Origin of the sequence: Pseudomonas sp. BJP69, assembly GCF_007633355.1 — a bacterium.
Lineage (GTDB): Bacteria > Pseudomonadota > Gammaproteobacteria > Pseudomonadales > Pseudomonadaceae > Aquipseudomonas > Aquipseudomonas juntendi.
The window spans coordinates 838,310-850,215 of sequence record NZ_CP041933.1 but is presented as its reverse complement, the minus strand read 5'-3'; the positions used below and the strand labels follow the sequence as shown (position 1 = coordinate 850,215).

Below are 11,906 nucleotides of genomic sequence, written 5' to 3'. Positions count from 1 at the left end.
CGGGGCTGCCATGCAGCCCATCGCGACACAAGGCCGCTCCTACATTCTCGAAGACGCGCAGGTCAGCGTCGGTGGCGATGCCCAGGTTCCCATCGAAAAAGCCCAATTGCGCCGGGCGTTGATCAACCTGCTGAACAATGCCGTGCAGCATACGGCGCCGCACCAGGTGATCCAGGTAAGGATCGTCCCCGGGCCGCAGCAGGTCAGCATTGCCGTGAGCAACCCGGGGCCTGCGATTGCCGACGAGCACCTGCCGCTGCTGTTCGAGCGTTTCTACCGGGTGGATGCGGCGCGCAGCAACAGCGGGGGCGGGAACCATGGCTTGGGCCTGGCCATCGTCAAGGCAATTGCGCTGATGCATGGCGGGGACGTGTTCGTGCGCAGTGAAGCCGGGGCGAATACATTCGGTATCCAGCTCCCGACCTGTAGGAGCGGCCTTGTGTCGCGATGGGGTGCGAAGCAGCCCCTGGCTCAGTGACAGGGCGGCAATTGCCGGGGCTGCCATGCAGCCCATCGCGACACAAGGCCGCTCCTACATTCTCGAAGACGCGCAGGTCAGCGTCGGTGGCGATGCCCAGGTTCCCATCGAAAAAGCCCAATTGCGCCGGGCGTTGATCAACCTGCTGAACAATGCCGTGCAGCATACGGCGCCGCACCAGGCGATCCAGGTAAGGATCGTCCCCGGGCCCCAGCAGGTCAGCATTGCCGTGAGCAACCCGGGGCCTGCGATTGCCGACGAGCACCTGCCGCTGCTGTTCGAGCGTTTCTACCGGGTGGATGCGGCGCGCAGCAACAGCGGGGGCGGTAACCATGGCTTGGGCCTGGCCATCGTCAAGGCGATTGCGCTGATGCATGGCGGGGACGTGTTCGTGCGCAGTGAAGCCGGGGCGAATACTTTCGGTATCCAGCTCCCGACCTGTAGGAGCGGCCTTGTGTCGCGATGGGGTGCGAAGCAGCCCCTGGTTCAATGACCGGGCGGCAATTGTCGGGGCTGCAAAGGCCGCGTCTAGCCTGCGGCTTGCAGACGAAAGCCCTATTGCTTTTTGCGTACATCTTTACCTTTTGCGCAACAGTGCTTATCGCACTTCGCTCTGTATCAAGTGCAATGAAAGGACTAACTTTAGCCCGTCTTCATTAGCACTTGCACAGCAAGAAGGTAGTTTCAAATGTCCAACAGTATGGGTATTGCCAGCGTTTTCGTCCTGTCGTCCCTGTTGTTGTCGCCCCTGGCCATGGCCGAAGAATCGCCGGCGTTCGTCAACCGTAACAGCGAACTCGCCGCCGTGCACCAGGAGGCCCGCGAAAGCGTTGCCGCACACAAGGCCGACGTGATGAAAGATGCTGAACAGACCGCTTCCAAGGCCTCTGTCGATGCCAAAGCCGACAGCTGATCAGGCGCTGTTGTTGCTTCCACTTTCCCTTGGCTACGCCATGGGCACAGCCTGTGCCGATATGTTAGCCTTTTAAAGCCGCTGCCCATCAGCGGCTTTTTTTATGTGCCCGTAACTCTCAGCCCGGCTGTAACGTTTACCCATAAGAAAGACGCACATTCAAAATAAAAACTGCCCCACCGTCAGACCAAAGGAGCTTCTACCGGTGCCTTCCGCGTTTCGTTTCACCCCGTTTTTCATTGCATTGACTGCAACGATCCCTTGCGCCGCCCAGGCAGATGAAGACAAGGCTGATGGCTTCATCGAAGGGTCGTCCTTCAATCTGCATTTGCGCAATGCCTACTTCAACCGCGACAACCACAACGCCGGCGTGCGCGATACCCGCGAGTGGGGCCAGGGCGCAGTGGCGCGGTTCGAGTCGGGCTACACCCCAGGCACGGTCGGTTTTGGCCTGGACGCCCATGCCATGCTGGGCCTGAAGCTCGACGGTGGCGGCGGCCATGCCGGCACCAGCATCCTGCCAGCGCACATCAAGGACGACGGCGAACTGGGTGCTGCGCCGCATTCGTTTTCCACCGCTGGCGCTGCAGTCAAGCTCAAAGCCTTCGACACCGAACTGAAGGCCGGTGACCTGTTCCTCACCAACCCGGTGATTGCCGGCGGCGAAACCCGCATGCTGCCGCAAACCTTCCGCGGTGTGAGCCTGACCAACACCAGCGTCGACGGTTTGCTGCTCGAAGGCGGCCAGGTGAGCTTCACCCACCCGTACAACCAGAGTGGCCACCGCCGCATCGACACCTACTACGGCTCGCTCGACGAACACGACAAGAGCAAGCACCTGAACTGGGCTGGTGCCTCCTGGAGCGGTACGCCGAACATCACCGCCAACCTGTACGCCGCCGAACTGAAGGACATCTGGAACCAGTACTACGCTGATTTCGACTACACCTACGTGGTCAGCGATCTGGTCAGCCTGAACCCCGGTGTGCACTTCTATCACACCCAGGACACCGGCCAGGCCCTGCTGGGCAAGATCGACAACAACACCTACAGCGTGCACTTCACCGTCAACGCCGGGTACCACAGCGTCACCGCCGCCTACCAGCGGGTCAATGGCAACACCCCGTTCGACTACATCAACCTGGGCGACAGCGTGTACCTGGACAACTCGCGCATGTACTCGGACTTCAACGCCCCCAACGAGCGGTCGTGGAAGCTGCAGTACAACTATGACTTCGCAGGTGTCGGCGTACCTGGCCTGACCAGCTCGCTGTCCTATTCGCGCGGCGAAGCGGACCTGACCAAGGCCACCCAGGACACCACCCATTACGACTACTACCGTGCCGATGGCAAGAACGCCATGCATTGGGAACGCGACCTGGACTTGAAGTACGTGTTCCAGGAGGGTGACCTTAAAGACCTGTCGGTGCTGGTGCGCTATGCCACCCACCGTGGCAGCCAGGGCTATGCCTCGATCGACAGCAACAGCGACAACGATGAACTGCGGGTGATCGTCGATTACCCCGTGAACGTGTTCTGACCCTCGTTTGCAGGCAGCACACCTGAACGCCTGTGGGAGATTCTATGGTTCCTGGCAAGGGTAGCCGGAGCATCTTCAGCGCCTGTGAGATCGAGCGCCGCCCGCGCGGCGCAATCGCGAGCTGCGCTCGCTCCTACGTTTGTTTCGGGCCAGTAACGCCTGTGACAGGCGCGCGCGGCCGCCTTGTTTGTACGGCGCGATATTGAGGCATGCACCAAGGCGTTCGCGCGCGAATCCCACAGGAATAATTGGCCCGAAACAAACGTAGGAGCGAGCGCAGCTCGCGATTGCGCCGCGCGGGCGGCGCTCGCTCTAACAGGCGCTGCCATACCTTGTGGCAATCACCTGTCAGCGCTGAGGCGATCCCTGTGGGAGCGGGCACGCCCGCGAACACCGGTGAAGCCGGTGCCATACACCGCAACACTTGCTTCGCGGGCACGCCCGCTCCCACAGGGTTCAGCGTAAATCCAACATGCAGTACAGCGTGATTCCGTCGGACAAATCTTGTCCGACAATCCGTGCTTCCCTAGAATACCGCCGCCGCGAATAGCCCTGCCCCTGCAGTAGCGACCATGCCCACCCAATCCCCGCCTCGAGCATTTTACAGGTCGCACCCCGAGCTGACCCTCAATTTGGGCAGTTGCCTTGCCGTGCTCGCTATCGTGGCGATCGTCAGCTACCTGCTGGCCCGCGAGCGGGACAGCGTCGAGCAGTCGGCCGTGCGTTCAGCCAACAACATCGTGCAACTGATCGAAAGCGACATCCTGCGCAATGCCGAGCTCTACGACCAATCGCTCAAAGGGTTGATCTGGGCCGTTGGGCGCAAGGAGCTTCCGGAAATTCCCGGCCCGTTGCGCCAGCGTCTGCTGTTCAACGAGGCGTTCGTCGACCGCCAACGCGGTGACGTGCTTTGGCTGGACAAGCAAGGCAACGTGGTCGGTGACTCCACCAGCAGCGTGCCGCGCCAGGCCAACTTTGGCGATACCGGGGTCTTCAGGGCGCACCAGCACAATGCTCACCTGGGGCTGCTGGTGGGCCCGCCATTCAAGGCCAAACTGGGTGACCTGGACTGGTGCATCAGCTTCAGCCGGCGTATTTCCGGGCCGCAAGGCGAGTTTGCCGGGGTCGCCGCCGGGGCGCTGCGCCTGTCGTACTTCAACGACCTGTTCCGGCGCCTGGACATCGGCGACGACAGCAGCATCAGCCTGCTGAACACGGATGGGCAATTGCTCGCCCGGCAAACCTCGCGCCCGGAAACGCTTGAGATCGGTACCAATTTTGCCACTCGGCCGAATTTCAAACGCATTCTCCGCGAGCAGCACGGGAGTTTCACCGCCCCCGCGACCAGTAACGGCCAGCCACGCATGTTCACCTTCGCCCGGGTAGCGCAGTTACCGCTGATCGTGCTGGTGCAGCATTCAGCTGACGAGGTGTTCCAGTCGTGGCGCCGTACCGCCACGGTGGTCAGTGTCGCCACGGGCGTATTGTGCATCGGCATCCTCTGGCTCACCTTGATGCTGGGCCGGGAATTGCGCCGCCGCCACGAAGCCGAACAGGGCTTGGCGACACTGGCAGCTACCGACAGCCTCACCGGCCTGGCAAACCGCCGGCGGCTAGACCAGGTATTGCGGCAGGAGTGGGCGCGGGCGCAGCGCAATCACATGCCGTTGGCGTTGCTGATGGTGGATGTCGACCATTTCAAGGCATTCAACCAGCGCCATGGTCATGCCGGTGGCGACCATGCCCTGCGCGAGGTGGCCAAGGCCATCGAGGCATGCCTGAGACGCCCTGCAGATCTGGCTGCGCGCTACGGCGGGGAGGAGTTTCAGGTAGTACTGCCGGAGACCGACCTGGCAGGTGCTCAGGTAATGGCTGAGCGCATCCGCCGGAGTGTAGAAGAACTTGTACCGTTTGCCGATGATGCCCGTGGGGTCACGGTCAGCATCGGCATCGGTCTGTCCGGCACCCAGTACGACCTGGCCAGGTTGCTGGGTGCCGCGGACGAGGCCCTCTACCGGGCCAAGGCCAAAGGCCGTAACCGGGTAGAGGGCCCAGAGCCTTAAGAGCGGGCGCGAGCAGCGTTGCGCAGTGCTTTCACCTGGTCGTGATTACGCTGCACGCCTTGCAGTTGCTTCTCCACCAGGGCATAGGTAGTGTCTGAGGCAGTGCGGCCCAGTTTAACCAGCTTCTCACGGGCTTCCTTATAAGCCTTCAGGGCATGGTCCTCGCCGCGCTCCACTTCGTTGAGCACTGCTTCTTCATCCTTGCCGGTGACCATCGACTTAAGGTTGACCCAGCCGCGATGCAGATCGCCACTGAAGCTGGTAGAGGTTTCCGGGTCGCCACCCAGGCGGCGCACTTCGCTTTGCAGTTCACCGGCCGCATTGGCGCATTCGCCGGCGCGCTGGGCGAAGAACGATTTCAGCTCCGGGTTCTTGACATCATCGGCCGACTCACGAAAACCTTTCTCGCCGTCCTTGCTGTACTCGATCAGGTCGTTCAGTACATCGATCACGTCTTTGTTCGGGTTGCTCATGGTAAAGCTCCTTGGCAGGTGATAGTCATCTGGATAGGAGCAGTGTTCGTGCCAACCTGGAATGATCTTGAATATTCTTTAATATCAACAGCTTAGATAACAACCAGAAAAGCCGGATACCGGTGTTCTGCATGATTACCGCTTGGGCGCTCGTGCAGATTGCAGTATGGTCGGCGCTTCGTCACAACCCGGTCTCTTCTGATGAAACCCGAAACCCTGGAACTGTTGGTGACCCGCACGATGCCCTTCGGCAAATACCAGGGGCGATGCATTGCCGACTTGCCGGGAGACTACCTGGCCTGGTTCGCACGCAAGGGTTTCCCTACGGGGGAACTGGGGAGGTTGCTGGCGTTGATGCATGAGATCGACCATAACGGCCTGGGTGATCTGCTAAAGCCATTGCGGCAGAAGCACGGGTGAACCCGCTCCCTCAGGTGGCCCGCGCACTCTGCAAGCCTGCGAAATTCCTGTAGGAGCGGGCTTACCCGCGAAGAGGCCAGTACTGCCTATACAAACCGCTAGCCTTTAACGGGCGCCACAGCCAGCTCTACCCGCTCACTCTTCTTGATCACGGCATAGACCACCGCCGTGAGCAAACTGCCCGCGACGATTGCCAACAGGTACAGCAGCGCGTGGTTGATCGCATTAGGGATCAGCAGCACGAACAAGCCGCCATGCGGGGCCATCAGCTTGCAGCCGAAGTACATCGACAATGCCCCGGTCAACGCACCACCGGCGACACTGGCCGGAATAACCCGCAGCGGGTCTTTGGCAGCAAACGGGATCGCCCCTTCCGAGATGAAGCACAGCCCCAACGCCAGGGCCGCCTTACCGGCCTCGCGCTCGCTTTGCGCGAACTTGCGCCGGGCAATGAAGGTGGCGATACCCAGGCCGATCGGCGGCACCATGCCCGCCGCCATGGTCGCGGCCATGGGGGCGTAGCTCGACGAGGCCAGCAGCCCCACCGAGAACGCATAGGCGGCCTTGTTGATCGGCCCGCCAAGGTCGACACACATCATGCCGCCCAGCAAAAGCCCCAGCAGAATGGCGTTGGTGGTGCCCATGCTGTCCAGGAAGCGGGTAAGGCCTTCCAGCATGGCTGCAACCGGCTGGCCGACCACGTAGATCATCACCAGGCCGGTGAACAGGCTCGCCAGCAACGGGATGATCAGGATCGGCTTGAGCGCCTCCAGGCTGCTGGGCAAACGAGCCCAGCGGGCGATGGCCTTGGCGCTGTAGCCCGCCAGGAAACCGGCCACGATGCCGCCAATGAAGCCGGCACCCAGGGTGCTCGCCAGCAGGCCACCGATCATGCCCGGCGCCAACCCGGGGCGGTCGGCGATAGACCAGGCAATATAGCCCGCCAGCAGTGGCACCATCAGTTTGAAGGCCGCTTCGCCACCAATCTGCATCAGCGCCGCCGGCAAGGTGCCGGGCTCCTTGTAGGCCTCGATGCCGAACACGAATGACAGCGCGATCAGCAGGCCGCCCGCCACCACCATCGGCAGCATGAACGACACGCCAGTCAGCAGGTGCTTGTACACCCCGGTCTTTTCACCCTTGGCGGGCGCGGCCGCCGCGGCATCGGCGCTGTTTTCCACCTTGCCTTCGGCCAAGGCCTTGTCCAGCGTGGCCCGCGCCTGCTTGAGGGCGACCCCGGTACCACAGCGGTAAATACGTTTGCCGGCAAAGCGGGCGGTGGGCACCTCAATGTCGGCGGCCAACAGCACCACATCGGCCTGGGCGATGGCTTCGGCAGACAACGGGTTGCGTGCGCCGACCGAGCCCTGGGTTTCCACGGTGAGCTGGTAGCCCACTTGTTGCGCTGCCTGCTGCAAAGCCTCCGCGGCCATGAAGGTGTGAGCCACACCGGTCGGGCAGGCTGTGACTGCAACAATCTTAACGCCGGCAGAACGCTCTTCCAGCGCCGGCTTGCCTGGCACATCCGTCAGCAAGCGGGCGTTGGCCGCCGCCTCATCGAGGAAACCTTCGCGGTCAGCCAGGGCCTGCGACGGCGTGCTCTGGAACAGGCGCTTGCCGACGAAGCGGGACAGGTCAACCGGGCCGGTGCTGACCACCAGCACCCAGTCGGCCTCGGCGATTTGCGTCGCGCTCAGTTGCCGCTCGGGGTGTTCGGCATCCTGCACCTCGACACTGGTGCTCCAACCGCGCCGCTGGGCTGCGGCAGACAGCAAGCGGGCACTCAGCAAACTCGACACCTGGCCATTAGGGCAGGCGGTGACAATGGCAATGTTCATCGGCAACCCTCTTGTTGTTCTGTCAGTTGCACGGCCGCCTGCAGCCGAGCCAGTTGCTCACGGTCGCAGATGCCGAAGCCAACCTGGGTGACGGCCTGGGCGGCGATGGCGGTGGCCCGGGACAGGGTCTGCGCGGGCGCTTCGCCCTGCAGCAGGCCATGCACCATGCCGGCGACCAGGGAATCCCCTGCCCCCACCGTGCTGGCGACCCGCACCGTGGGCGGGACTGCGTGCAGCACGCGGTCGCGCATGTACCAGCTGACCCCCTGCTCACCCGCCGATACCACCACGTGTTCGATGCCGCTGGCCAACAGGCGCTCGGCAGCGGCGCCTTGCTGGGCCTGGGTAACCACTGCCTCGCCGAGCACTTCGCCCAGTTCTTCGGTATTGGGCTTGACCAGCCACGGCGCGCTTTGCAAACCGGCCCGCAAAGCTTCACCGCTGCTGTCCAGGGCCACCTTGAGGCCTTGGGCCTTGAGCTGTTCGAGCAATTGTTGGAACCACTCGGCGCTGACCCCACGCGGCAGGCTGCCGGCCACCACCACCGCATCGTGGCCTGGCGCGACCTGGGCCAGGCGGCTGAGCAAGGCATCGCGCGCCGCCTGGTCCACCTGCGGGCCTTGGCCGTTGATGTCGGTCACGCGGCCATCGGCTTCGACCAGCTTTATGTTGCTGCGGGTTTCACCCGCCACGCGGACAAAGCAGTCGGCGAAGCCGCGGGTTTCGATCAGCGCCTCGAACGGTTGCAGGTTGTCACCCCCGAGGAAGCCGCCCACGGTTACGCTGTGCCCCAGGTCGGCCAGCACCTGGGCGACATTCAGCCCCTTGCCGGCGGCGTGACTGTGCTGCGCCTGGCTGCGGTTGACTTGCCCTGGGCGCAAGGTGCCCAGGCCGATAGTGAGATCCAGCGCCGGGTTCAGGGTAAGGGTGAGGATCTTGGCCATTCAGTAACGCTCCACCAGCGCGCGTACCGCTGCCGCGCTGTCCTGTTGCAGGGCCTCGCGCGCCAGGGCGCGGGCCGTTTGGTGATCGGCCTGGCGGACCAGGGCCTTGACTTCGGCAATGCTGCGCGCGGCGACGCTGAGTTCATCCACGTCCAGGCCCAGCAACACGGCGACCGCTTGCGGGTCGGCCGCCAGCTCCCCGCACACACCGACCCATTTGCCATGGGCATGGGCGGCACGCACCGTCATGTCGATCAGGCTGAGCACCGCCGGGTGCAGGCCGTCGGCCTGGGCCGAGAGGCTTGGGTGGCCACGGTCGATGGCCAGGGTGTACTGCGTCAGGTCGTTGGTGCCGATGCTGAAAAAGTCCACTTCGCGGGCCAGCTGTGGCGCCAGCAGGGCTGCCGAGGGGACCTCGACCATGATGCCCAGTTGCAGGTCGGCGACCGGGATTTCGGCACGCAAACGCTCGACCATGGCCCGCGCCTCACGCCATTCGTGCACCTGGCCGACCATGGGGAACATGATACGCAGCGGCCGCTGGTCGGCGGCCCGCAGCAACGCGCGCAACTGGTCTTCCATGACGTGCGGGCGCTGCAGGGTCAAGCGCACGCCGCGCACGCCAAGGAACGGGTTTTCTTCGGCGGCAATCGGCCAGTACGGCAACGGTTTGTCACCGCCGACATCCAGGGTACGCACTACCAGCGGCCGCCCGTCCAGGCCATCGAGCACACGGCGGTACTCGGCCTCCTGGGTAGCCACGTCCGGCGCTTGAGGGTGCGCCATGAAAATCAGCTCGGTGCGCAGCAGGCCCACGCCCTCGGCACCTTGGTCCACCACCTTGGCGATGCCAGTGCTTTCGCCGATGTTGGCAAACACCTCGACTGCATGCCCATCACGGGTAACCGCGGGCTCGAAACGGCTGGCCCAGGCAGCCTGCAAACGCTGCTCGCGCTGGTCGCGCTCGGCCAGCGCGCGTTGCAGCTCATCGGCCGGCGGCGCCACGCTGACCGTACCGCGCTGGCCATCGAGCAGCAGCGGTGTACCGCTTTGCAGCAGCAGTATCGCGGCCCCTGCGCCAACCACGGCGGGGATACCCAGGGCCCGGGCGACGATGGCGCTGTGCGCGGTCGCGCCGCCCTGGGCGGTGACGATACCGGCCACCCGGCCCGGGTCCAGCCGGGCGACATCGGATGGGCCCACTTCGGTCATGACCAGCACGTAGGGCTGCTCGGGTTCCACTTGCGCCTGCACCCCGCACAACTGCGCCAGCACGCGACGGCCCACGTCACGCAGGTCGGCGGCGCGCTCGGCCAGCAAGGCATCATGCAAGGCCTCCTGCTGGCGGGCCGCGGCCTCGATCACCGCCATCCACGCGGCGGCGGCGCTCTCGCCTTGGGCCAGGCGCTGTTCGACATCGTCGGTCAGGGCAGGGTCGGCAAGCATCTCCTGGTGGGTGACGAAAATCTCGCCAATGGCTTTGTCGCTGCGCTGCACCAGCGCCTGCAGTTCACTGCTCACGACCGCCAGGGCGTCGCGCAGCTTCTGCCGCTCCTGCGTGCACGACTCGCCACGCAGGGGGTAGTCGAACTCGCGCTCGACACACACGTGCGCGGGGCCGCTGGCGATGCCTGGGGCGGCGCCCACGCCTTGAATGCGGCTCCCGGCCGGTGGCGCTTGTACCACCTCGGGCGCGGCCTCCGGTTCAGCGCTGGTGCCCTGTGGCAGCGGCTCGACTTCCTCGCCCAGGCCCTGCTCGATGGCGGCCAGCAGCGCTGGCAAGGCATCGGCGGCAACCGCGGGTTCGGCCAGCAATTCCAGCACCTGGCCACGACGGGCACCCAGGCTGAGCAGCTTGCTCAGGCTCTTCACCGACACCGCTGGCTGGGCGCTGTCGGCCAGGCGCACGCGGATGTCCCCTTCAAAGGCTTTGGCCAGTTGCGCCAGCACTTTGGCCGGGCGGGCATGCAGCCCATGCGGGTTGGCCAGCACCACGCGGGCGCAGGGCCAGTCTGGCGGCGCCTCGCCTCCCAGAACCTCCAGCACCGCACGGCTACTGGTGGCCTGGTAGAGCGTCTGCCCGCGGCCTTCGATCAGCACTTCGCACAGCCGCTCCAGCAAGGCCTGGTGGGCCGCGCCGAGGCTGGCCAGGCAAAACAGGCCATTGAGCGGCTGGTCACGGTAGCGCAGCGGCTGTTGCGGGGTGACGAAGGCCAGGCCTGGCTGGCGCACCTGGCGCTCGCTGTGCAGCCACCACAGGCCTTCGCCCAACGGCAGCGGCTCGGCCTGCTGCAGCACAGCGGCAAAACCGCTGTCGACGCAGTCGGCGCGCTGCAACAGCCGGGCCCCACGCCAGGCCAGTTCGTCGAAGTCCTCGGCCGGCAGGTTCAGGCCGACCAGTTGCGCATCCAGGGCCAGCGCTTGCGGCGCGCCTTGCAGCAGCTTGAGCAACGCCTCGGCGGAGCTGGCCCGGCGCAGCGCTTCGGCCAGGTCGGTTTCGCCCAGCGCACGGGTCAACAGTTGCAGCAGGCGCAGGTGTTCATCGGAACGCGCAGCGATGCCAATGGCCAGGTAGACCATCTGCCCATCACCCCAGTCCACCCCTTCAGGGAACTGCAACAGGCGTACGCCGGTGGCATACACCAGGTCACGGGTTTGCGGCGTACCATGGGGAATGGCGATGCCCTGGCCAAGGAAGGTAGAGCCTTGCGCCTCACGGGCTTGCAGCCCTTGCAAGTACCCGTCGGCAACCAGGCCATCGGTAACCAGCCGGTCGGCCAGCAGGCGCAAGGCCTCAGCCTTGTCGGCTGCCGTCTGACCCATGGCTATCTGCTCCTTGGCGAGCTCGAGCATGACCTTCTCCTTATGCAGTTCCCGTTGGGGTACTGGAGTATTGTTGTGAAATTCACGTAACGGCCAGCGGCGGGCTGCAGGCCTCGAGCTGCGCGTTGCAAGCGAAAGCGGGCAGTGCACCGACACGCTTTTTCTTATAGCTTGCAAGTTGAAATTTGCAGCTTGGGGCTGCCAGCCTAACGCTTGCAGCTTTCTCGGCCGAGGCAGAAAATCGGCAGCTGAAACGTTTAATCTGACCAGGCGGCCACGTTACTCGATAATCTGCCAAGGAAAAAGCCCCATCTTGTCGGACAATTGCGACAATAGTCGTCTGCGCGGATGGCCGGTAGGCGGTCAAACTAGCCGGCCCGGCCTGCCCGCCAGCCCCGGTAACAACAAGGAAAA

8 protein-coding genes and 2 pseudogenes are annotated in these 11,906 nt (G+C 64.2%); 6 read left to right on the top strand and 4 right to left on the bottom strand.

What is annotated here, in order from left to right; genetic code table 11:
* Positions 1-40: 40 nt before the first annotated feature.
* The 5 genes and pseudogenes from FPB55_RS04020 to FPB55_RS03995 form a co-directional block, all read left to right on the top strand.
* Positions 41-478, top strand: a pseudogene (locus FPB55_RS04020) (ATP-binding protein); the annotation flags it as partial.
* Between the two features lie 55 nt (positions 479-533).
* A pseudogene (locus tag FPB55_RS04015) lies at positions 534-971 on the top strand (ATP-binding protein); the annotation flags it as partial.
* 195 nt (positions 972-1,166) lie between these two features.
* Entirely contained in the window at positions 1,167-1,391 is a 225-nt protein-coding gene (locus tag FPB55_RS04010; RefSeq protein WP_029888076.1) for a hypothetical protein, read from the top strand.
* A gap of 205 nt (positions 1,392-1,596) precedes the next feature.
* Positions 1,597-2,931 carry an OprD family porin gene (locus FPB55_RS04005; RefSeq protein WP_029888075.1) on the top strand — a complete coding sequence of 445 codons (1,335 nt, stop codon included), beginning with the start codon at positions 1,597-1,599 and terminating at the stop codon, positions 2,929-2,931.
* Positions 2,932-3,503: 572 nt separating this feature from the next.
* The gene (locus tag FPB55_RS03995) at positions 3,504-4,994 is read left to right on the top strand and encodes a sensor domain-containing diguanylate cyclase (RefSeq protein WP_144187570.1); all 1,491 of its coding nucleotides are present in this window, start codon (positions 3,504-3,506) and stop codon (positions 4,992-4,994) included.
* On the opposite strand, the gene FPB55_RS03990 is transcribed toward FPB55_RS03995, so the two are convergent.
* Positions 4,991-5,467 carry a PA2169 family four-helix-bundle protein gene (locus tag FPB55_RS03990; RefSeq protein WP_009682712.1) on the bottom strand — a complete coding sequence of 159 codons (477 nt, stop codon included), beginning with the start codon at positions 5,465-5,467 and terminating at the stop codon, positions 4,991-4,993. The genes FPB55_RS03995 and FPB55_RS03990 overlap by 4 nt on opposite strands.
* A 201-nt stretch (positions 5,468-5,668) precedes the next feature.
* On the opposite strand from FPB55_RS03990, the gene FPB55_RS03985 reads away from it, so the two are divergent.
* The gene (locus tag FPB55_RS03985; RefSeq protein WP_054890463.1) at positions 5,669-5,887 is read left to right on the top strand and encodes a DUF3820 family protein; all 219 of its coding nucleotides are present in this window, start codon (positions 5,669-5,671) and stop codon (positions 5,885-5,887) included.
* Positions 5,888-5,985: 98 nt separating this feature from the next.
* On the opposite strand, the gene FPB55_RS03980 is transcribed toward FPB55_RS03985, so the two are convergent.
* From FPB55_RS03980 to ptsP, 3 genes are read right to left on the bottom strand one after another with little or no spacing between them, the layout of a single operon-like run.
* Complete coding sequence (locus FPB55_RS03980; RefSeq protein WP_009682710.1) at positions 5,986-7,725, bottom strand: PTS fructose-like transporter subunit IIB; 1,740 nt, start codon at positions 7,723-7,725, stop codon at positions 5,986-5,988.
* Complete coding sequence (gene pfkB / locus FPB55_RS03975) at positions 7,722-8,669, bottom strand: 1-phosphofructokinase (RefSeq protein WP_054890464.1); 948 nt, start codon at positions 8,667-8,669, stop codon at positions 7,722-7,724. Before pfkB ends, FPB55_RS03980 begins: the two co-directional genes overlap by 4 nt.
* A complete protein-coding gene (ptsP, locus tag FPB55_RS03970) occupies positions 8,670-11,522 on the bottom strand; it encodes a phosphoenolpyruvate--protein phosphotransferase (protein WP_070085853.1) in 2,853 nt (950 codons plus the stop codon).
* Positions 11,523-11,906 lie beyond the last annotated feature (384 nt).

Excerpts from the sequence above, each read along its gene's own strand:
- FPB55_RS04010 (WP_029888076.1), top strand. The coding sequence starts at position 1,167 with ATGTCCAACAGTATGGGTATTGCCAGCGTTTTCGTCCTGTCGTCCCTG.
- FPB55_RS03995 (WP_144187570.1), top strand. The coding sequence starts at position 3,504 with ATGCCCACCCAATCCCCGCCTCGAGCATTTTACAGGTCGCACCCCGAG.
- FPB55_RS03990 (WP_009682712.1), bottom strand. The coding sequence starts at position 5,467 with ATGAGCAACCCGAACAAAGACGTGATCGATGTACTGAACGACCTGATC.
- FPB55_RS03985 (WP_054890463.1), top strand. The coding sequence starts at position 5,669 with ATGAAACCCGAAACCCTGGAACTGTTGGTGACCCGCACGATGCCCTTC.
- FPB55_RS03980 (WP_009682710.1), bottom strand. The coding sequence starts at position 7,725 with ATGAACATTGCCATTGTCACCGCCTGCCCTAATGGCCAGGTGTCGAGT.
- pfkB (WP_054890464.1), bottom strand. The coding sequence starts at position 8,669 with ATGGCCAAGATCCTCACCCTTACCCTGAACCCGGCGCTGGATCTCACT.
- ptsP (WP_070085853.1), bottom strand. The coding sequence starts at position 11,522 with ATGCTCGAGCTCGCCAAGGAGCAGATAGCCATGGGTCAGACGGCAGCC.